Source organism: Bradyrhizobium sp. Ken01 (genome assembly GCF_055807355.1).
The window spans coordinates 33256-52077 of record NZ_JBVVPC010000052.1; the positions used below are offsets into that span (position 1 = coordinate 33256).

At 58.7% G+C, this 18822-nt stretch carries 21 protein-coding genes and 3 pseudogenes; 12 read left to right on the forward strand and 12 right to left on the reverse strand.

Translation table 11 applies throughout. The features are described from left to right. Window positions 1–4: 4 nt before the first annotated feature. Entirely contained in the window at window positions 5–1120 is a 1116-nt protein-coding gene (locus tag AC0L3S_RS33270; RefSeq protein ID WP_374762368.1) for an electron transfer flavoprotein subunit alpha/FixB family protein, read from the reverse strand. A 321-nt stretch (window positions 1121–1441) separates the two neighbouring features. Here AC0L3S_RS33270 and AC0L3S_RS33275 point away from each other — a divergent pair, with 321 nt between their 5' ends. Continuing rightward, complete coding sequence (locus AC0L3S_RS33275) at window positions 1442–2125, forward strand: hypothetical protein (RefSeq protein ID WP_259217544.1); 684 nt, start codon at window positions 1442–1444, stop codon at window positions 2123–2125. Between the two features lie 146 nt (window positions 2126–2271). Here AC0L3S_RS33275 and nifW read toward each other — a convergent pair whose 3' ends face one another. From nifW to nifH, 4 genes are all read right to left on the reverse strand, one after another. After that, a complete protein-coding gene (gene nifW / locus AC0L3S_RS33280) occupies window positions 2272–2604 on the reverse strand; it encodes a nitrogenase stabilizing/protective protein NifW (RefSeq protein ID WP_219682356.1) in 333 nt (110 codons plus the stop codon). Between the two features lie 50 nt (window positions 2605–2654). Further along, window positions 2655–3074, reverse strand: a complete 420-nt coding sequence (locus AC0L3S_RS33285; protein WP_219682355.1) for a hypothetical protein — start codon at window positions 3072–3074, stop codon at window positions 2655–2657. Window positions 3075–3301: 227 nt separating this feature from the next. Further along, on the reverse strand, window positions 3302–4030 hold the full coding sequence (locus tag AC0L3S_RS33290) for a nitrogen fixation protein NifQ (RefSeq protein WP_259217545.1): 729 nt from the start codon (window positions 4028–4030) through the stop codon (window positions 3302–3304). A gap of 66 nt (window positions 4031–4096) precedes the next feature. Further along, window positions 4097–4987 (reverse strand): nitrogenase iron protein, encoded by an 891-nt coding sequence (gene nifH, locus AC0L3S_RS33295; RefSeq protein WP_007600043.1) that lies wholly within the window; start codon window positions 4985–4987, stop codon window positions 4097–4099. A gap of 534 nt (window positions 4988–5521) precedes the next feature. Here nifH and AC0L3S_RS33300 point away from each other — a divergent pair. Together AC0L3S_RS33300 and AC0L3S_RS33305 are read left to right on the forward strand one after the other, a co-directional pair. After that, a complete protein-coding gene (locus tag AC0L3S_RS33300) occupies window positions 5522–6076 on the forward strand; it encodes a peroxiredoxin (RefSeq protein WP_219682354.1) in 555 nt (184 codons plus the stop codon). 122 nt (window positions 6077–6198) lie between these two features. Then, window positions 6199–6612 carry a PIN domain-containing protein gene (locus AC0L3S_RS33305; protein WP_259217546.1) on the forward strand — a complete coding sequence of 138 codons (414 nt, stop codon included), beginning with the start codon at window positions 6199–6201 and terminating at the stop codon, window positions 6610–6612. Window positions 6613–6822: 210 nt separating this feature from the next. On the opposite strand, the pseudogene AC0L3S_RS33310 reads toward AC0L3S_RS33305, so the two are convergent. Then, window positions 6823–7972, reverse strand: a pseudogene (locus AC0L3S_RS33310) (IS701 family transposase); the annotation flags it as partial. A 215-nt stretch (window positions 7973–8187) separates the two neighbouring features. Here AC0L3S_RS33310 and AC0L3S_RS33315 point away from each other — a divergent pair. Next, window positions 8188–8355 carry a hypothetical protein gene (locus AC0L3S_RS33315; RefSeq protein ID WP_219682353.1) on the forward strand — a complete coding sequence of 56 codons (168 nt, stop codon included), beginning with the start codon at window positions 8188–8190 and terminating at the stop codon, window positions 8353–8355. A gap of 53 nt (window positions 8356–8408) precedes the next feature. On the opposite strand, the gene AC0L3S_RS33320 is transcribed toward AC0L3S_RS33315, so the two are convergent. The 3 genes from AC0L3S_RS33320 to AC0L3S_RS33330 form a co-directional block, all read right to left on the reverse strand. Continuing rightward, window positions 8409–8705, reverse strand: a complete 297-nt coding sequence (locus AC0L3S_RS33320) for an ABC transporter permease (RefSeq protein ID WP_246648890.1) — start codon at window positions 8703–8705, stop codon at window positions 8409–8411. Then, the gene (locus AC0L3S_RS33325) at window positions 8669–8842 is read right to left on the reverse strand and encodes a hypothetical protein (RefSeq protein WP_246648889.1); all 174 of its coding nucleotides are present in this window, start codon (window positions 8840–8842) and stop codon (window positions 8669–8671) included. The genes AC0L3S_RS33320 and AC0L3S_RS33325 overlap by 37 nt, the downstream gene beginning before the upstream one ends. A 725-nt stretch (window positions 8843–9567) precedes the next feature. After that, window positions 9568–9993 carry a hypothetical protein gene (locus tag AC0L3S_RS33330; RefSeq protein ID WP_259217549.1) on the reverse strand — a complete coding sequence of 142 codons (426 nt, stop codon included), beginning with the start codon at window positions 9991–9993 and terminating at the stop codon, window positions 9568–9570. 16 nt (window positions 9994–10009) lie between these two features. Between AC0L3S_RS33330 and AC0L3S_RS33335 the strand changes: the two genes are divergently transcribed. Then, complete coding sequence (locus AC0L3S_RS33335) at window positions 10010–10219, forward strand: hypothetical protein (RefSeq protein ID WP_259217550.1); 210 nt, start codon at window positions 10010–10012, stop codon at window positions 10217–10219. Between the two features lie 45 nt (window positions 10220–10264). Here AC0L3S_RS33335 and AC0L3S_RS33340 read toward each other — a convergent pair whose 3' ends face one another. The 3 genes from AC0L3S_RS33340 to aepX form a co-directional block, all read right to left on the reverse strand. After that, window positions 10265–10387, reverse strand: coding sequence for a hypothetical protein (locus AC0L3S_RS33340; protein WP_259217551.1), 123 nt, complete (start codon window positions 10385–10387; stop codon window positions 10265–10267). Between the two features lie 52 nt (window positions 10388–10439). After that, on the reverse strand, window positions 10440–11219 hold the full coding sequence (locus AC0L3S_RS33345) for a glycerophosphodiester phosphodiesterase family protein (protein WP_259217552.1): 780 nt from the start codon (window positions 11217–11219) through the stop codon (window positions 10440–10442). A gap of 315 nt (window positions 11220–11534) precedes the next feature. Then, window positions 11535–12395, reverse strand: coding sequence for a phosphoenolpyruvate mutase (gene aepX / locus AC0L3S_RS33350; protein WP_259218636.1), 861 nt, complete (start codon window positions 12393–12395; stop codon window positions 11535–11537). 185 nt (window positions 12396–12580) lie between these two features. Between aepX and AC0L3S_RS33355 the strand changes: the two are divergent. The 7 genes and pseudogenes from AC0L3S_RS33355 to AC0L3S_RS33385 form a co-directional block, all read left to right on the forward strand. Beyond that, window positions 12581–12859 (forward strand): annotated as a pseudogene (locus AC0L3S_RS33355) (transposase); the annotation flags it as partial. Window positions 12860–12913: 54 nt separating this feature from the next. Next, window positions 12914–13363, forward strand: a pseudogene (locus tag AC0L3S_RS33360) (transposase); the annotation flags it as partial. A gap of 588 nt (window positions 13364–13951) precedes the next feature. Next, entirely contained in the window at window positions 13952–15160 is a 1209-nt protein-coding gene (locus AC0L3S_RS33365) for a pyridoxal phosphate-dependent aminotransferase (protein ID WP_259217553.1), read from the forward strand. Between the two features lie 25 nt (window positions 15161–15185). Further along, the gene (locus AC0L3S_RS33370; protein WP_259217554.1) at window positions 15186–15962 is read left to right on the forward strand and encodes a phosphocholine cytidylyltransferase family protein; all 777 of its coding nucleotides are present in this window, start codon (window positions 15186–15188) and stop codon (window positions 15960–15962) included. After that, on the forward strand, window positions 15959–16597 hold the full coding sequence (locus tag AC0L3S_RS33375) for a CDP-alcohol phosphatidyltransferase family protein (protein ID WP_085398500.1): 639 nt from the start codon (window positions 15959–15961) through the stop codon (window positions 16595–16597). The genes AC0L3S_RS33370 and AC0L3S_RS33375 overlap by 4 nt, the downstream gene beginning before the upstream one ends. Next, the gene (locus AC0L3S_RS33380; protein ID WP_085398499.1) at window positions 16594–17766 is read left to right on the forward strand and encodes an aminotransferase-like domain-containing protein; all 1173 of its coding nucleotides are present in this window, start codon (window positions 16594–16596) and stop codon (window positions 17764–17766) included. Before AC0L3S_RS33375 ends, AC0L3S_RS33380 begins: the two co-directional genes overlap by 4 nt. Before the next feature lie 35 nt (window positions 17767–17801). Beyond that, window positions 17802–18644 carry a class I SAM-dependent methyltransferase gene (locus tag AC0L3S_RS33385; protein ID WP_259217555.1) on the forward strand — a complete coding sequence of 281 codons (843 nt, stop codon included), beginning with the start codon at window positions 17802–17804 and terminating at the stop codon, window positions 18642–18644. Window positions 18645–18822 lie beyond the last annotated feature (178 nt).

An 18822-nucleotide genomic window follows, 5' to 3' on the forward strand; every position in this document is an offset into this window, starting at 1 on the left:
TCCCCTAGCCAGCGATGCGGTCGTGCGAGTGCGGCGATAGCTGCGCGCGGAATGCAGAGGTCAACGCCGGCAACAGTCGAATGGCGTCGGTGACGATGCCGATATGGGCAAAGTCGAAGATCGGAGCGTTCTTGTCAGTGTTGATGGCAACGATGAGGTCGCCGCCCTCCACGCCGACGCGATGCTGGATAGCGCCGGAAATGCCGGCCGCGATATAGAGCTTTGGCCGGATGGTTTTCCCGGTCTGGCCGATTTGTCGGTCGGAGGTGGCCCAGCCCTTCTGGACCAGCGGCCGCGAGCAGCCATATTCGCCGCCAAGCACGTCCGCGAGCTGGTGTACAAGTTGGAAATTTTCAGGCGATCCCAGACCGAGCCCTCCTGCGACGACCACGTCGGCATAGGCAAGGTTGGACTTTGTAGACTCGCGGTCTGGCAGGAAGGACAGGACCTTTGTGACGATATCTTCTTCTACAAGCCCGAGCGGATGCGAGATGACGCGCGAGACGGCGCCTGTCACGCGCTCGGGCATCGGCATCACGCGCGGACGGACGGTTGCCATCTGTGGACGATAGTTGAGTGTGTAGATCGTGCACAACAGTGAGCCGCCAAACGTCGGGCGGGTCGCTGCAAGCGAGCCGTCGGCATCGACATCGAGCTCGGTGCAGTCCGCAGTTAGGCCGGTGAGCAGTGTGGTGGCCACTGAGCCGGCGAGGTCGCGGCCGAGTGTTGTTGCCCCTAGGAGTAGGATTTCCGGCTTATAAGTGTTGACCAGCTCTGACAGGGCCTTGGTATAGGACTGGTTGCGATAATCGGCCAAGAGATTGTCTGCGACGATATAGGCGAGGTCGGCGCCGTAGCAGAAGGATTCGGCGACCGCCTGCTGCGTTGTCTCCCCGACCGGGCCGATGACAACCGCGGCGAGGTCAACATTGAGCTTGTCGGCGAGCCGGCGGCCGGCCCCCATCAGCTCCCATGAGACGGGGTGCACAACCCCGCGTTCCTGCTCGATGAAAACCCAGACGTGCTTATACGGCTTAAATCGCGCGGGCAGCTCCCTCTTGGTCGCCGCGCGACCACCACCCGCGGCCGGAGCTGCACTTTTCGGTGCGGTGCTCATCATCTGTACTCCCATTCGCATTCAGTAGCGGCTCGCCAGGGCAGCATGCTCCGCCTCCAGGTTGGAATTTGCGCTTGAAGATTTCTTCAGTTAAGCGTCGGGCCGCAAGCCGGCCGGCATCCCGTCAGCACCGCCTGGCAGCAGCGCCGGACCGATACAGCCGTTGCTGGACCTTGACGACGAGCCCGGAAGCATGCGCCTCGGGTTCGTTCCGGATGCGGCATTCTGGGACGACGGTTTGGTTCCGGGCACTGCTAAGGCACCGACCGGGCCGGTCAGGCGTGCCGATCGATTGGTCCTCCTCATCTTAGAGATGCAACCGAGGTGCAACAGATCGAGGACCTGCGAGGGGCTCGGCTGGTAGGATTGTCGGCCGCGTCGTTGCCGGTGGAAGCGCGATCCCATTGCTCCGAGTGCGCTTGTTTCTTGCCGATCATAGCGACAGGCCCGCAACTCCTGGCGAGGACAGGAGGGGCGGCGCTCAAGGCGCCCGGTCAACAGCGCCGCACGGCCGGCGCTGTTGAGCAACGGCTCCCCCCGCGAAACCTCGGCCAGGGATCGGCCAACGGGGGCGCACGAATCAAAGGCACCTTTCAGCTCAGCCAGGTATGCGACGATCGCTTTGGCGTCGCGGCGCATTATGGTGCCGGCAGGCAGCGCGCGCGAACCGGCGCGGCGTCAAAAATAAAATCGATGCGGACCAAAACGAGCATGCGCTTCTCCAGACTAGCTGAGCATATGTCAGCAATTGTCGTACCAATTGCGCAGGCGATGAAAATTGACCGTTATTTCACAATCTTACTGAAGAACGAAGTCGGATCGGCGGCCTCTCACGAGGTCGAAACATTCGAGGCCGTACTGACCCGTGTCCGGAATGCGACAGAAGACACTCATCTGAACCTTGCTGAGCTTTCCTGGCGACGTGTGCGGTCCCGCTGCCGGCGCATGATTGCAGGAGATAGGTACAGCATGCGTACCAGCTTAAAAGGATGGAAATATCAGCGGTGAGTCGTGATTGGCCTCTAACGAGCCGAGGTGCTCAAGCTGCGGATCCGCGAGGCCGCGACTGTAACTTTCCGCTTGAATTCGAAACCATGGCTTGCTGTCAGGCTCTCGGGACCTTCACGGTCCAGAGCACGACATATGAGCTCAATTCAGTCCAACAAATCGAGCTGGACCAATGCTGGATGCTTGTTCGCTTGTGGTGCGGCCGCATCCTTCAGCACCTTGAATACGCGCTGTTCGATCGGGGAGGACGTGACGAAGTCGGCATAGGCGCGCTCAAGCGTGGCCTTGCAACGCGCGGCGATCTCAGGATCAGATGCACCGGTCAACTCCTCGCCTGCGAGATATTGGCCCATGCGACGCAGGATGTGAAGCCGCGCCACATCGACGATTTTCGCATCGTACTCGACGCCGAGGAGTGAAAAAAAATCCTCTGCGGCCGAGGCCTTGTTCAATCGCGCAAGGATCCCATCCGTCGCCATTCTCAACCTCCATCTCGATCCGCGCCCAGAAACGACCAGGCTAGAATGTTTCAATCCGATCGCGCGACGCGCGTGGCTGATTCGCTGTTGACGAGCGAGCTGTCGTGAATGTCGCGCCAGATCGCCACCACCGTTTCTTGCGCAACCAGACCTTGGTGCTCGATGGCATGCTTGCGGACGGGCGCGGGGATGGTTTCGCTTTGCTCGGTGCCGAAAGAAAGTTGCACGACAGCAGCAAGGTGATCGCGGCGAACCCTGAATGCTTGCCGATCACAATCCGGGGGGAGCGCTCGAGCAGCCCCCAGTCGAGCCCTTCGTAGCTGCGCCGGGTCCTTTAACAGCCCGTGGACGTGGATGCCGGATTCATTGGTAAAGACATGCTCGTCGACGATCGCCTTGCTGAGCGGGATGGTACGGGACGCAGCGGCTGCAACGACGACCGCGGCTTTTTCCAGTTCGGATAGCAGCACGCCGGTATCACCGCAACAGAGCTGTCTGAGTGCGACGGCAACTTCCTTCAGCGGCGCATTGTCGGCTCCTCGAGATATCAACCCACGATCATCAGACGCCGCCTCGGCCCTAGGTCGGGTGCGCGCAATCGTTTGCCCCGGCCTGTTTTCACCCCCCATGCGACAGGTGGCCGAAAGCTCGTCGGATATACCTGCAATGGCGCCAAAGAGGGGTATCAATAATGAACTCAGCCTTTCAAGCTTGGGACGGCTTGGACGGCGTCATCAAGGCGGCGCAGATGATCCCGCCGACGTCCGGCCATCCGGCTCTCCCCGCTCTCTTCGCCGAAGCAAAGATCAAAATCATTGCATTCCGTGCAGACCGGCGTGGTACACATCACCAGGCCGTCATCTTCGCATAGCATGCGATAGAAGAAGCGCTTCCAGCGCATGTTCTTCGTATTGCGAGCCGCCAGCGGCCCGAAATGGCGCATGAGGACACGGGACAATTCATCCCGCTTCCGCAGCCCGAGATCTTCCCACAAGTGATTAGGCTCCATGGCGCGCCGGGCGATCATCGTCGCGAGCCAGCCGCCAACCTCGCCATGAGTGGAACGTTGCGCAAGCAGGAGGTCGCGTACCATAACTGTCTCGTCAGGCGCCGGTAAGGCGGACTGATCGCGCCAGGTACAGCTCCTGACCGGGGTGGATGGGAAGTATTGCACCAACAGCGCATTGAGCTCCTGGTTGGTTAAGCCAGCCCGTTCGGGAAGTTGGCCGCCATCCATGGCTGATGTGGCCAGAATGCAAGCGAGCACATGGTGATCGAAGTCATCATTGTCGCTGATATCGACTTCTGCCGGATGGCGCCCGGTCAGAAGCTGGTAGAGCTCACTCGCGTCGCGCTGCTCGGCGGCGTGAGCTACCGATACGCGAGATGAGATCGTGTCGGCCGTTTTTCCTTGTGTGCCGATCATAACTTTCGCACAGCTTCTGAGTGGACGATGTCGGCCTTCCCGGATCGAGAAGGCCGACAACATGAACTATGCCGAAATAGCGGCAAGCTCGGCAGCGGTCTTGCCGACCTGGCTCTCGTCGACGGGCTTGATGATGCCGTGTTCCATGAGCATATCTTCGAGCTCGTCCATGCTGATTGGGGTGGGGATAGCGCCTTGTCCGGCATTATTGTGGATCTTGGTCGCGAGATTGCGATAGTGATCCGCCTGCTTGGAGTCCGGCGCGTATTCCAGCACCGTCATTCGGCGCAGCTCCGCGTGCTGCACGACATTGTCGCGCGGCACGAAATAGATCAGCCGGCTGCCGAGCTTCTTGGCAAGAGCGTCGGCAAGCTCCAGCTCCTTGTCGGTCTGCCGCTCGTTGCAGATGAGGCCGCCGAGACGCACGCCGCCGGAATTCGCATACTTCAGAATACCTTTGGAGATATTGTTGGCGGCATACATCGCCATCATCTCGCCGGACATGACGATGTAGATTTCCTGTGCCTTATTCTCACGGATAGGCATCGCGAAGCCGCCGCAGACGACGTCGCCGAGCACGTCGTAAGAGACGTAGTCGATGTCCTCATAAGCGCCATTCTCTTCCAGAAAGTTGATGGACGTGATCACGCCGCGTCCAGCGCAGCCGACCCCCGGCTCCGGACCACCGGACTCGACGCATCGAATGTCCCTGTAGCCGAGCTTGATGACGTCCTCGATTTCGAGGTCCTCGACGCTGCCGGCATTCGCCGCCAGGCTCAGAATGGTGTCTTGCGCTTTGGCGTGCAGGATGAGGCGAGTCGAGTCCGCTTTGGGATCGCAGCCGACGATCAGAATCCTTTGGCCCAGCTCAGCAAGGGCCGCCAACGTATTTTGCGACGTCGTCGATTTGCCGATGCCACCCTTGCCATAAAACGCGATTTGTCTCAGCGAAGACATGTTGCTCTCCATCAACCGATTACCAATTTTTCGCGCCGAATGCGCGAGCCTGTTTCTCTCGTAGAAACCATGGGCACACGAGTTTCGGGAAGGAGGCCATCGCTCGCCATCAGCGTCGGCGTGCCCTCAGCCCTCGCTCGTTGTTGCTCCATCCAGTTAGCAACTGGCGTGCCATTTCATTCGCACCTGCGTTAAGCCTTTGATTACCCTCAACTAACAGCGTGGCCTCGGACGCCGGCGTGCTGTGGCGGACCGGACAGCCGCAAGGGCTATGACAGAAACCCGACAAAGGCTCGGCGCTCCGATTCCACTACGAGCGCCGGCCAAGGAGCACAAACGGGAAATCCCGCGCCTTCCGCCCGAGACGATTGAGGAGACGACATGTTGCAGATCGGGCTCGAGGACATCGCCACCATCAAAGGCGAATGTTCCACGATGGGCATGGCGGGCACTTGCCGCCGGATCGGGTGGCATATTGCTTGCTCAGTCAGTCGCGGAACGCTGTTCCGTGTAACCCGATGTTGTGAGGACATTATGCTTGGAATTGGAAGTAAGTTGCCGCCGTTCGACATCATAGGCGTGAAGCCCGGCTTTCACCTGCAGGAGGAGGACGGGCAAAGCGCTTTCGAGACGCTGACTGAGAGAAGTTTCCCCGGCAAATGGAAAGTCATCTTCTTTTACCCGAAGGATTTCACATTCGTCTGCCCGACCGAAATCGCCGAGTTTGCCCGCCTGTCGAAGGATTTCGCCGATCGCGACGCAATCGTGCTTGGTGGGTCGACCGATAACGAGTTTTGCAAGCTCGCCTGGCGGCGTGACCACAAGGACCTGCACCGTCTATCCATCTGGCAGTTTGCCGACACCAAGGGCGCACTGGTCGATGGCCTTGGAGTGCGCTCGCGTGATGGCATCGCACATCGCTATACCTTCATCATCGATCCTGAGAACACGGTCCAGCATGTCTATGCGACCAACCTCAATGTCGGCCGCAGCCCGACTGACACGTTGCGGGTTCTGGATGCGATACAGACTGATGAGCTCTGCCCTTGCAACCGCGAGATCGGCGGCGACACACTTAAAACTGCCTGAGGCAACATGTCGATCGTGCAGTTGAAGGAGGAGCTCCCGCATTCTAATGACGTCAGACTCGGTACCGTCTAACGTGGAGGCTATTTCCTAGAACCCCTACCCGTTTGCCTTTCGAGTTCGCCGTGCCCGACCTGCTTTTTGATAGGGAGCTGACAGGCGCTCTCGGCGACGAGCTGGTGCAGTTGGGACTTCGGGTGGAGGTCCTGACACCCGACGAGTTAAGCCGCGCCACAACAGTTCGGCGAGGCAATGCACGTCTCTCTGTTCCGGATACCTTCGCCTTTGGGATCGCTGAGTCCCGCCAATGGACCTTGCTTACCGGCGACGGGATATTGTGCGAGCTCGCCCTCGCCGAACAGATCGAGATCCACGGCGTCCTATGGTTGATCGACCAGTTCGCCGATGGAAATCATGTCACTTTTAGCCGATTGCACGAGGGCTTGAACACTCTACTGGCCCATCCGAGATGCCGCCTGCCTGTGCAGGAAGTGCGTCGCCGATTGGCTCACTACACGGAGCAAATTCGCCAGGGCTAGCACTACAGTTGCATTTTTTGCTTGAGGTGCGCTCGCTTTGCTTCGGCTTGGTGAGCGCGTCGCCAGAGCGACCATGCGATGATGCGAGCGGGTTGGATGCGCCGTTGCGCGAGCTTGAGGGTGATCCGACGGATTTCCTGGATCGACCAGCGGATCAGGAGCGGCGTTTGATCTATCGGCGCGGCAACTTTTTTTGGGCCCCCCAACGGTGGCGTTAGCTCGGTGACGGATCGCGGCCATCATGGCGAAGGCCAGCATGACCAGCGAGACATGACGGCCACCCGTGCCAGGATCGGGTCTCATTGTGATCGAGACCAAATTCGTTTTTGGCGGTTTCGAAGCCATCTTCGATGGACCAGCGGCTGCCTTCTACTGCAACCAGCTTCTTCGCCGACGTGCCTTTCGGACACCAAGTGGAGAAGAAGGCGAGTTCGCTGTGCCCGATGTTGCGGCGAATCAGCAGGCCTCGCGTCCAGGTTCCGGTCAACGTGCTGTTGTAGTCTCCAGCCTCGAGGTCGGCCAATTCGAGATAGGCCCAATCATACAGCCGCGGCCCTTTGGTGCCGTCGCCCGCTGACAGTCGTCGCCAGGCCTTGCCAGGAAGGCTCTGCGCCACATTGCCAGCGGTGTCGACCAAGACCTGCGCCTTGCCCCAAGAGCGGATCTGATGGTTAGACGCAATGCCCAGGACGTAGCCCTTGCCGGCGTTTCGCAGCATGGCTTCGATGTCGCCCGTTCCATACACGCTATCCACTGCAACGAAGGAGAACGGCACCTTGGCTCCGATCGCCTGCGCGATCATCTTCCGTGCAAGCTGCGGCTTCGTCGCGAAGCACATGTCCTTGGGAACCCGCGCCGCCTTCATCCGAGCGGGAGCGTCCGTCCACTCCTTCAGCAAGTAAAGCCGGCGATCGATGAAGGCGTGGCCGTGACGCGACGCATAGCAGGCAAACACGCCAATCTGACAATTGGTGATCTTGCCTGCCGAGCCGGTGTACTGCCGCGCAACCCCGCACGATGCTTTGCCTTGCTTCAGAAACCCGGTCTCGTCGATCACCAGAACCGCATCAGCGTCTGCCAGAGTTTCCAGCGCATAGTCCCGCACCAGTTCACAAAGGGCATCAGCATCCCAGCTCCCGCGGCCCAGAATCGCCTGCTGACGCCACGGCCCAGCATCCCCTGCTGCTTCCGCCCGCATCCAACCAGTCTTGCGCGGCTCATTGCCTAGCAACCCGTCGAGAAAATGCCCTGCCGACGCCGCCAACCGATCCTGACTAAACAGCGGGCGCATCCGCTGCTTCACATCCCGTAATGACGATGGCCACAGTTCAAGCGTCGTCTCAATCGATGCTACAGCCATCCATGATCTCCCGAATCATGGTTGCCTATCGATTCAGAAGCCACTCAAAGATGCAACTGTAGTGCTAGGTTACATTCCCCACCAAAAATCTATCCCGCGCGACGCCGCAGCGGGATGCAGCGCTACAAACGGATATAGATCAGTAGGACTACCGGGGGCCACCGCCAATCTTCAGGCTCACCGAATGAGAGGCGACTTACGTCGAGTTGCCCGTCATGCTCGGCGCCCGCCATCTCCTCATGGATAACCAAGGCAACGGCGTCAAAGGCGCCGCCCGGCACCTTTTTGGTGAGGACGACGTTGTTATCTACGCCCGCGCCAACATTCCGGTCGGATCGATCGGACGCGGCTCGTCGACCGGCAACAATGTGTGGTTGACGTAAAATGCTCCACGGCGCGGTGAATCAGGCGACGCCTCGAAACAAAACCAACCGCCCTAGGCCGGGGCTTGGGTCTTCCAGCGCATTAAGTGCCTCTCCAACGCTTCGAGGATGGCGTTGAACGTCAACCCGATTAAGGTGATGGCCAAGATACCAAAATACATCTGCGGGATCAGAAAACTGTACTGGCTGTTGATGATGAGGTAGCCAAGACCGGCCTTCGCACTGACCATCTCTGAAGCGACGAGCACCAGAATGGCGGATGCGCTCGCGAGCCGAATACCGACGAAGATAGGCGGAATCGCCGCAGGAAGGATCACCTTGCGGAACAGTTGCGGCGGCGGCGCGCCCATCGTCCGCGCCGCTTGATCAGGAGCGGATCGACCGGCTTCACCGCGGCGATGGTGTTGAGCAGCAGCGGCCAGGCGCAGCTATAGATCACCATGGTAATCTTCGACAGCTCGCCGACGCCAAGTAGCAGGATGAACACCGGTAGCAGCGCCAACGGTGCAGTGTTGCGGCAGATCTCGATGAACTGATTCAGCGCTTGCTGAGCCGGGCATACCAGCTGACGCTAGATTAGATAATCGAGACCTTGCCGAAGGTACTAAGAGCGGAGGAAGCGTGGAGCGCTCCTTCGAACTCGCGGCTTAGGCCGCAAATCCGTCAGCGACCTCAAGCGAGATCCAAAGCCGGCGGCGAAGGATGGCTTTCTTGGGGCGCGTCCCCTTCATCGTTGCTTGATATTGCGTGCTCACTCCCAAGCGTTAAGGAGTCAGACAAGCCGGTTCAGGCCGATCCAAGAATTCAGTGCCACGTGTTCAGTGTTGTGGTGATACGCCACAAGCTTTTGTCGGGTAAGTCGAGATCGATGCCCGAGGAAAGTCGAACGTCCGGCGCGTTGGCGCTGGCGCTGGCCGATGGTTATTGAGCTTATCGGTGACGGAACGATGTGATGGTTAGGTAACAATGGTTGCTGCATTTCTGCTCTCTTGCACGAGCTTAGCGCTCCGTGCTTCTGCGTGAATGCGGCGAGCGGAGGTCAAGCGCGGTCTCGTCCGCCGATTCACGATGGCGGGCCGCCAACTGAGGCGGTCCTACTCTTGCAGGACTTCATGTTTGGATTTCCTCGACTGGCCAGCTCATCACATCCCTTCGCAGCTTTCTGCAGGTGGCGTGCAACAATTGTGGTGCGGATCACCAGGGGCCAGAGGCTCACCGATGACGTGGATCGCTCATCCAGCTCGGCTTACCACTGATATACTTCGGTGCGTCGATAATGGATGCCGGGTTGTGGTGGGCATCTGTCGGAAAGGCATAATCCGCATCACTGCCCTCAGTGATATAGCCGGTGGCATAGAGCGTCTCCAAATAAGCATTGTCGGACAGCAGCACGTCGGCATAGGGCTCAAGCGCGCCGAAAGTGGCGCGGAACTCCATGTCGGGACGGCCGGGCAGGGTGATAGGCACACCCTGAGCACTATAGTAAAATTTTTGCCCGTTAACGGAGAACGCTTCCGAGATATAGGACGTCGTGACAGGCGTACTGGCGAACTTCTTGCCCGCGGCCTGGAATGTCGCGGCCACCTGATTCATCTTGTCGAAGTTGTCGGTTCCCTTGAAACGGGAGATTTCCACCATGGTGAGATGGCCCAGCTTGTCGAAGGAGGTCAGCCAATCGCTGGCCTGGGTCGCCTTGGTCTTTATCGATGTGAGACGACTGGACGTCTTCCGCCTTGATGAGAAGCGGAATCAGATTGAGCTTGTTATCAGGCTGGACAGTCACATTGGCCTGGTTCAGCGCATCAAGTACATTGGTGGTCTTGCTGTCCCAGCTCGCAATAACCCGGTCGGTACTGGCACATAGGTTGAATAGATCTTGATGCCGAGGTGCCTGCCCACGTCAGCATTCTTAGGCGCTGACAGCGCCTTGATTGTTGCGATCGTCGATACCTCGTCCTTGGGGGTCGATGATAACGTTGAACTCCTCGCCGTTTCTATTCTTCTCACGAACATAATTGATGATCTTCTGCAAGTCTTCCATCTGTTGCGGATTGCCGTTGCGGTCAAGCGCCGGAAGTCGTTCATTATTGATGGGATTCCATATCGAGGTTCATGTTCTTGATTTCCTCGGTAGAGACATCCGAAATCGGGCAATTGTTCGGATCGTTGGTAACCCGCCCGAGTGTAGTGTCATGCATCATCCAGGCATGACCGTCCCTATCCGCGCGAAGATCGAGTTCGACACCGTGGAAACCGTGCTTAAGCGCGTTGTCGGCGGCTGAAATGGTGTTTTCGAGAATGCCCTTGGAATTATCGAATAGACCGCGATGCGGCAGTATTTGCTTCCGATGCGGATCAATGCCGCGGGTCGTGGCTTCGGGGCCCGTCAGGAAAAGATCCTTCCCGTAACCGGAGGTGTCGATTTCGGACTCTGCGTCGCCAAGAGCGGGCCCATCCAGACCGAAGCTGGATTTCCAAGCGGCCTTGTTGCCGGCCGCCAGCCACTCGGTTATCGTCGTGTTGACGGTGCCATCGACGGGATCGTCCGGATCATTGGAGCCAAATTTTTGGGTTGTCTCGCCACATGCGGGAACCGGTAGAGAGATGGCTTTAGCGCCCAGCTGCACCCGGCCGATTTGGGTTTGCATGCCAGCCTTCGCCCCGTCTCCCGCGATCGCATCGGTGACACTGCCAGCTACAGTTGAGGCGACAGCCATGGTCCCAATCAACCCTAGCCGGGTCAGCTGCTTGCGCCAGCGGCGCGCACTGAAAGAGAACACGTTGCGGACGGTGCCGCCACGCAGATCTGTCACGTTGGCGGCGGTGCCCGAAGAGTTGAGCAGAACTGTCCGTTGCCTCAACATGAGCGCTCTCCGTCGGTCTCAAATGTTACTTGTGGTTGCTGTTGCGGTGTGGAGTCTACCGGCTTTCTTGAAGAGGAAGACGGATCACTGTCCGCGTTGGCGCTTCTTCAAGAGAGAAACAAGCTTGTAGATCTGAAGCATGTTCGGATCAGCCGCGCAAGAGCTGTCGCGCCCGTCTATGGCGCATCCAATTTTGGGAGGGAACGCCTGTGCTTCGCTGAAAAATGCGGTGGAGCGTGACAGTAAGGCGGCCGATTGCATGGCGGTGGTCCTTCGAGAACGAGTTTGTTGCGTGTAAATGAGAGGTCATTGCCCTCAGTCAGGAGGGTGAAGATAGCGCGCTTCCGCGCGGGCAAGTTCGTCATACCTCAACAGTTCGAAGACCTCGTCGAGCGTCGCAACATTGGGCTCGATACCGGCAACGCCTTCTTCAGCAATGATGCGACGGCAGATCTGCCGCATTGCCGCTATCGCAGCTCGCACTGAGTGGTTGGCCCAGATCACTGTTGAGATGCGGGCATTACGATACGCAGAGACCGGTGTTCGATAGTATGTCGTTGGCACGATCACGACGGGCAATCGGCTTTGCCAGGTGCGCGTGAAGGAAAGAACCTCGTCCGCGGTGCTCTTTCGCGAGTGAATGAGGATCGCATCCGCACCCGCGTCTGCGTAAGCGTGAGCGCGTAAAATTGCTTCGTCCATTCCATGCCCCGCGATCAACGCCTCGATCCGGGCCACGAGGACCAAGTCTTCCGCGACTGTATCCTTAACTGCCCGCAGGCGGCCGGAAAATTCGTGGATATCGGCGAGGGGATGACGATCGCCAATGAGCGAGTTCATCTTCGGAAAGCAGCTGTCCTCCAGCGCAACGCCCGCAGCGCCTCGCTGACGGAGCTTGCGGGCGAGGAGGCGTGCATTGTTGAAATTCCCGAAGCCACCATCCCCGTCAACCAGAACAGGCAGTTTGGTTGAGTCCACGATCCGCTCGACCGCATCGACAAGTTGGCTCCATGACGCTTCGTTGACATCACGATAGCCGAGAGAGCAAGCAATTGAAAGACCTGACGCCCAGAGACCTTTGAACCCTGCGCGCTCGGCGATCGCAGCGGAGAGGCCGTCATGCGCTTCCATGAGGACGGAGAGTTCAAGATTGGAGCAAACCTGTGCATGCAGCATTTCTGCGGGCGAGGATGCGGTGCATCGATCAGGACCGTTGGCGAGTACAGATTGTGGTTGATGTTTCATGCCGAACGCCCCAGGAGCGACGGTTGAGCAACCCGACTGAGCAGCCCAACCTTCATTCGGCAACCAGTGCCCCTTTCTGACATCTAGATCAATTAGCAGGCTTGATAGTTGACGGGGCATTCCTCGCCCGTCCGGTCGAGGGCGATGGCTCTCTCTGTGGATCGACGCCACCTACGTGAAGGTGCGCCAGCAGGGGCGCATTGGCTCGGTCGCGGGGATCGTCGCGATCGGCGTACAGTGATGGCCGGCGCGAAGTTCCCGGCATGGATGTCGGCCTGCGCAGGCTCGCCAGCCGGGGTCTGCGCGGCCTCAAGCTGGTGAATCTCGGACGCCACGAGGGCATCAAGGCCGCCGCCGCCAAGGTGCTGAACGCCACGCCGCAGCGCTGCCGGGTGGGAGATCGTTGAAAAAGTTCGCGCAGACTGATTCCGTTTTCCTTGTGATTCGCGATCGGAGGGGCGCCACATGCTGGGAAGGAACAGGATCAGCTGGAGCTGTTCGTCACCGGCTCGCTTCGCCAGCTAATCCCCGACGATCACGTGGCGGTTCGGGTCGATCGCGTACTCGATTCTTCTTGGCTACACTACGAAGTCTCACTGTTATTGCCTCGGCGATGGCCGGGCGATTATCCGGAAGTCGCTGTACGGTCGATGCTCGCTGGGCTGTCACTGGGCATCGACGACGGTCGGAGGCTCAAGTCAATGTCGCCATCCGATGGTTCGTCGGCTACGGACCGCATGACGCTCTTCCCGACCAGCTTGATACGCATCCGCCAGCGGTGGGGTGCAGAGCGCCACCGCATGATCTTCAAGCGGACGGTCGGGGCCCGTCTCAAGGCGAAGATCGCCACCGCTGAGGTCGTTCACATCGATGCATCGCTTATCCGCGCCACTGTGAGCTCAATAGGCCTCGTCGGTGGCGCGGGCGGCACTCTCAGCATCGGACTGCGGCATGTTTCAACCGCCTCGTGCATCGACATGCTTGCAAATGATAGAAGCCATCGCCAATGGCAACTTGAGACGTGCTCGACTCCGAGCATCATAGAGCCGCAACTCTCGTCTCAATTCTAACGACTTACGTTTGCGCTCGGGTCAACTACCAACGCTAGTATTTGATCTAGTGATGGGAGCAAACTATTTGGCGGATGAGCATCGGGCTACGCAAACATCAGCTGCAAGGAGTTCAGTATGCAAACACACTCACAATCTGTTCTGGCCGACGGCCGCGATCGACGCGTTGGCTCCTCGGTTGCAAAATACTGTGTGCTCAGGTCTGCTCCAACCGCGCCCCTCCTTCCTCGTGTAAGTGCATGAAGGGCACCTTGGCGCGATGAAGAGGTCGCCGGCCTCAATGAACTCTTAAGCCCCATTTGGCTACGACGCGGTTGTCGAACGGAAGAGTGATATCCGCCGAGGCAGATCGCGTACCGGCGGCGAAGCGGTTGCGATCACTTAACAAACTCGACAATCGATGCAGGAGGAGCGCGCATGTTGGCGCAACGGATGTCTTTGCTGTCAGGTTCGGGCACTGCCGTCGCCCGTGAGGCGGCTGAGATAGCTGCCGCGACCGCCCGTCAGATCATCGATCTGGCCGCCGGCGAAGTCATCATCGAGCCACCATCATCCGTTCGCGAAGGAGCGATTGCCGCCATCAATGCCGGGGCGAACCGGTATACCGATTCCATCGGCCTGACGCCGCTTCGCGGCGCTGTCGCCGCAAAGCTGTCTGCGGAAACAGGCATCGGCTGGAATACGGATGACATCGCTATCACTGCGGGCGCAAAGCAGGGCCTGCTCGACGTTGCCTTGGCCCTGTTCAATCCCGGAGATGAGGTCATCATCATTCGCCCCTGCTGGCCGACATTCCCGTCCCAGGTTCTTCTCGCTGGCGCAAAGCCCGTGTTCGTTGATGTTCGCCCCCCGACATATACTCCTGATATCGTCGCAATTCGCGCCGCTGTCACACCGCGCACGAAAGCCATTATCATAAACTCGCCGAACAATCCGACTGGCGCAGTGTATGATCGAACGACTCTACAAGCTATCGGCGATCTCGCGATCAACTATCAGCTCTGGATCGTTTCCGACGAATGCTACTCCAGCTTGGTCTTCACCGGTTCGCGCCATGAGTCGATCGTCATGGCGCATCCCCGCGTCCGTTCAAGGACGATCCTGGTCAACGCCTTCTCAAAAGAGCTGGCGATCACCGGTTGGCGTCTGGGTTACTTCGCAGCTCCTCCGGAGATCGTTTCCGCGGCCAAGAAACTGCAGAGCCATACGACCTCGAATGCCAATGTAATCGCACAGCACGCGATCCTGCATCACCTTCAAGTCGGCGACGGCAGTTTTGAACGGAAGATGCATGAGCGTCTGTCCGACGCTCGCAACAATGGTCTTCGCATCCTCTCTGGTCTGCAGGACGTGCCCCCGCCGAGTGCCGATGGCTCGTTCTTCTTCTATCTCGATCTGAGTAGGCTTGTCTCAGCTCTGCCGGCAGGAGGTCCCGTTCGATCGACCGACGACATTGCACGATTGCTCCTGGAGGAAGCCGATGTGGGATCCGTTGCCGGCGGTACCTTTGGCGACGTGAATGGCCTGCGTCTCTGCTTCGGTGCTCCACCAGACCTGCTGGAGTCGGGACTAAAACGCGTCGTCGAGACCCTGAACAGCCTGAAGACCAGGCAAGCAACGGCCTGAAGCTTGCCAGAAGGACGTTTCAAAAATGCTCAATGGTACACGGGCGGTGATCCTTGCCGCAGGAATGGGCTCCAGGCTGCGCCCCTACACGGAATTCGTTCCGAAACCTTTGGTGGAGGTGAACGGAACCCCGATGCTGCACAACGCGCTGCATCAGTTGTCTGAGCTCGGGGCTCGCGAAGCAACCATCGTCGTGGGTTATCGCGAAGAAGCCATCGAACAGTCCTGCGGCCATCGGTTCGAGGAGGTCGACATCGAGTATGTCCACAATCCCATCTTCGATCGGACCGGCAGCGCCTATTCCTTATGGCTAGCGCGAAATACAATGCTTGCCGGCGACACCGTCTTTCTCGAAGGCGATGTGTTCTTTGAGCGCGAAGTCCTCGAAAGAACACTTCGAACGGTCTCATCTACCCAGCAGAGCGTAGCGGCTGTTGCGGCGTTCAACGCAGCAATGAGTGGTTCCGCCGTCAAGCTGGTTGACGATGGTTCTATCGTCGCGTTCGTCATGAACCAGACGCCCGTCGAGGCCCAGGCCAGGGGTCTCTTCAAGACCATCAACTTGACGCGCTTTTCCGCAGACGCCTCGCGCGAACAGCTGGTGCCAGCATTGCACCAGGCTGTGGAAAGCGGGCATCGTACGGCCTATGTTGAGCAGGTCCTCGCACGGCTTGTCGAGCAGCGAGAGCTGCAGCTTTCAGCGGCGGATTGCAGCGATACCCGCTGGTTCGAAATCGATTGCGAAGATGATCTGCGCCTAGCGGAGAAGATTTTCGCGCCGTCGACGGGAGCAAGGCGATGATCGGGTATCTCCGTGACTACGCAAATGCCATCACCGCCCTCGCCTATCTGTTTGCCGTCATCGGGCTGTTCCTGGCCCTCAACGGCAAGATCGAGCTCGGCGTTGCGGCAATGCTCTGGACCTGGTTTCTGGATCATTGGGATGGGCATGTTGCCCGCAAGACGAGCCATCTTCGCCGTCGAGGTGTACCGGAGTTCGGAAAGAGCTTTGATGGATTTGCCGACTTCTTTCATGGAGTCGTGTTCCCGGCTGCAGTGATCATCCTTATCAGTCAAGGAACTGCCCTGTCGCTCGTAGCGAGTGTGCTTCTCGTTTTAGCGGGCGCGATTAGGCTCAGCTATTTCGAGAACGTCGGACTAACGGCCGAAGCTCGGTTCATCGGGATTCCGGTTTCGTATGATACTCCCCTACTCGCTGTGATGTTGTTGCTTCGACCGTTAATGTCCGTGGAGACATTCGAGACGACACTGCCCCTACTTTTTTCAGTGCTTGCAGTCCTCCACGTATGCGCCTTCGTGAAGGTCCCGGCAATCCGAGGCCTGGGTATCCCGATCGCCACGGCCGGAGCAATTGCGGTGTCGTTTGCCCTCATGGCCATCAGTGTGATCCAGGACCGCCTAGGAGGTTCAAAATGAAGAGTCCGTTTGCAGCAACACCTGCCGTGAAAATCCCGCTTCAAAGTCAATTTGACGAACGCCTCAAAAGCCCGATCGCACTTAGGCTGAATCCGCCACCGCCAGTATCACATGTTTTTGATTCGGTCATGAGCACTGCAATCACTGGTATTTTGGCAAGGGAAGCTCTCAGCGAAATCATTGGGCATCATCGTTGGTGCGGGACCGAAGCCGACCGACGAGCGGGTGCTGATCTCTGCGCCTCGCGCCTGGGTTATCGAGCTGATGAAGCGCGTATTGTCCTGACAAGCAGCACACAAAGTACTCTGAATATGCTCATTCCCGGCCTTGTCGGCGCAGGCGGGATATTGGCTGTCGATGAGCTAACCTATCCGCCAATCAAGGCGTTTGCAGCGCGTTACGGCGCAAAGCTCGCGCCAGTCCGGATGGATGACGATGGCATGATCCCGGACGCGTTTCGGCAGGTGTGCCGGACGCATCGTCCAAAAGCGCTATATCCGCTCTCGACGCTTCAAAACCCGACCACAGTCACCATGTCCTTGGAAAGACGCAAGACAATCGCAGAGATTGCCAGAGAGTTTGGCGTCTCCATCATCGAGGATGACATCTATAGCCTTATTCCCCGAAATGCGCCAACACCGCTATCTGCCCTTGCCCCAGAAATTTCCTGGTATCTGCTCGGGTTGGCCAAGAGTGTGGCGCCGGGAATGAAAGTAGCTTATGTCGTTGCGCCGTCCAAGGAGGCTGCGGCGAACCTGTTCTGGCCGGGAGTCCGGGCTACGTTCTGGATGACGGCACCTCTTAGCGCCGCGCTCGCCACAGAATTGATTGAGACTGCATCGATGGGAAAGATGCTCGACGCTGTTCGTCGCGCAACCGCCGCGCGGCATATTTTGGTCCGTCAGTATCTCACGAACATCGATCACCGACTTGGGGATGGCGGTCTCCATGTCTGGATGCCAACGCCGCCTAGCGTCACAAGTGCCGATCTAACCGCGAGACTTGAGCAAGCCGGCGTGCTTGTTTCGACGAGCGATGGCTTCGTGATCGGTGAAGCGGAGCCGCCGCGAGCGATCCGGTTCGGCCTCGGCAACCCATCAGACGATTCAACCCTCGAAAGGGCACTCACGACTATCGCGGCGGAGTACGACAGGCACCGATCGGCCTAGGCGCAGCGTGATCTAAGATCTTGGGTGAAATTAACATGTCCACAGAAAGCACGACAACCAGTCAAGCTGCATCGGGCCGGATTCATAGGCCCTGGGACGATTTTGATGGCCTCGGGCACTTTTACCAGTTTCGCCCGGAGTACCCACCGCGCATCGCAGAACAATTGAGGTCCGTGCTCCGTGGTACCACGGGCGGCCGCATCATCGAGGTCGGCGCGGGGACAGGGCTATTCACGCGAAGCCTTGCCACGGTTTTTGGCTCGAGCTTCCAGATCTTCGCACTTGAACCGAATGAACATATGCGGCGGCATGCTGAATCTCAGACGCCAACCGGCATGCTCGTGGACTATGCGGATGGGGTCGCCGAAAATCTGCAAGCGGTGGACGGCTCTGCTCAATTGGTGACGGCTGCTAGTGCAGTGCATCGCTTCAATCGCCCTGCCTTCTATCGAGAGGCCCAGCGTGTCCTTGCGCCTGGTGGTCTCCTCGCGATCGTTCAATATGAGCCTTACGACAGGGATAGTGCCTTCGCGGATGGTTTTCTGTCAGTCATCGAGGCAGCACTCCCCAATTACCACCGGCGTCGGCACTCCAGACCTGAGGGCGGCTACTCTGAGATTGATATTTCGGCCGAGTTAAGAGCCGAATCCGGCCTGAAAGACATCAGGCGAGACGCGTTCGTTTTTACCGAGCTGATCGATCGGGAGCGGTTCGAGCATCGCGCGCGATCGTTCACAATCGTGCAGAAGGCGATCAATAACCGGGGAGAAGAGGCGCTTCTTTCGGCGCTCCGCGTCGTCTTTGAACAGCACCGCGACAGCAACGCATTTGTCGAGATGCCTTACGAGGCCGAAATCATCACAGCACGTCGTACCTAGATTGTCGGGCTTTCTTCCTTCTGTGACGTTGGCGATCAGAATACGGTTTGCTTGTCAATCGGCGTTCGACTGGGGCTCTGACGCATATTCGATGATCGTGATTGTTTTTATGGCGCGCCAATCAGCCTAGCCTGAAGGAGATCGAGCTTAGCGCGCCCGTACATCTGCCGCTTGACCA

Coding starts and splice junctions, on each gene's coding strand:
- AC0L3S_RS33270 (WP_374762368.1), bottom strand. CDS start 1,120: ATGATGAGCACCGCACCGAAAAGTGCAGCTCCGGCCGCGGGTGGTGGT.
- nifW (WP_219682356.1), bottom strand. CDS start 2,604: ATGGCGACGGATGGGATCCTTGCGCGATTGAACAAGGCCTCGGCCGCA.
- AC0L3S_RS33290 (WP_259217545.1), bottom strand. CDS start 4,030: ATGATCGGCACACAAGGAAAAACGGCCGACACGATCTCATCTCGCGTA.
- nifH (WP_007600043.1), bottom strand. CDS start 4,987: ATGTCTTCGCTGAGACAAATCGCGTTTTATGGCAAGGGTGGCATCGGC.
- AC0L3S_RS33300 (WP_219682354.1), top strand. CDS start 5,522: ATGCTTGGAATTGGAAGTAAGTTGCCGCCGTTCGACATCATAGGCGTG.
- AC0L3S_RS33315 (WP_219682353.1), top strand. CDS start 8,188: ATGCTCGGCGCCCGCCATCTCCTCATGGATAACCAAGGCAACGGCGTC.
- AC0L3S_RS33320 (WP_246648890.1), bottom strand. CDS start 8,705: ATGGGCGCGCCGCCGCCGCAACTGTTCCGCAAGGTGATCCTTCCTGCG.
- AC0L3S_RS33330 (WP_259217549.1), bottom strand. CDS start 9,993: ATGGTGGAAATCTCCCGTTTCAAGGGAACCGACAACTTCGACAAGATG.
- AC0L3S_RS33345 (WP_259217552.1), bottom strand. CDS start 11,219: ATGTTGAGGCAACGGACAGTTCTGCTCAACTCTTCGGGCACCGCCGCC.
- aepX (WP_259218636.1), bottom strand. CDS start 12,395: ATGCTGCATGCACAGGTTTGCTCCAATCTTGAACTCTCCGTCCTCATG.
- AC0L3S_RS33365 (WP_259217553.1), top strand. CDS start 13,952: ATGTTGGCGCAACGGATGTCTTTGCTGTCAGGTTCGGGCACTGCCGTC.
- AC0L3S_RS33370 (WP_259217554.1), top strand. CDS start 15,186: ATGCTCAATGGTACACGGGCGGTGATCCTTGCCGCAGGAATGGGCTCC.
- AC0L3S_RS33375 (WP_085398500.1), top strand. CDS start 15,959: ATGATCGGGTATCTCCGTGACTACGCAAATGCCATCACCGCCCTCGCC.
- AC0L3S_RS33380 (WP_085398499.1), top strand. CDS start 16,594: ATGAAGAGTCCGTTTGCAGCAACACCTGCCGTGAAAATCCCGCTTCAA.
- AC0L3S_RS33385 (WP_259217555.1), top strand. CDS start 17,802: ATGTCCACAGAAAGCACGACAACCAGTCAAGCTGCATCGGGCCGGATT.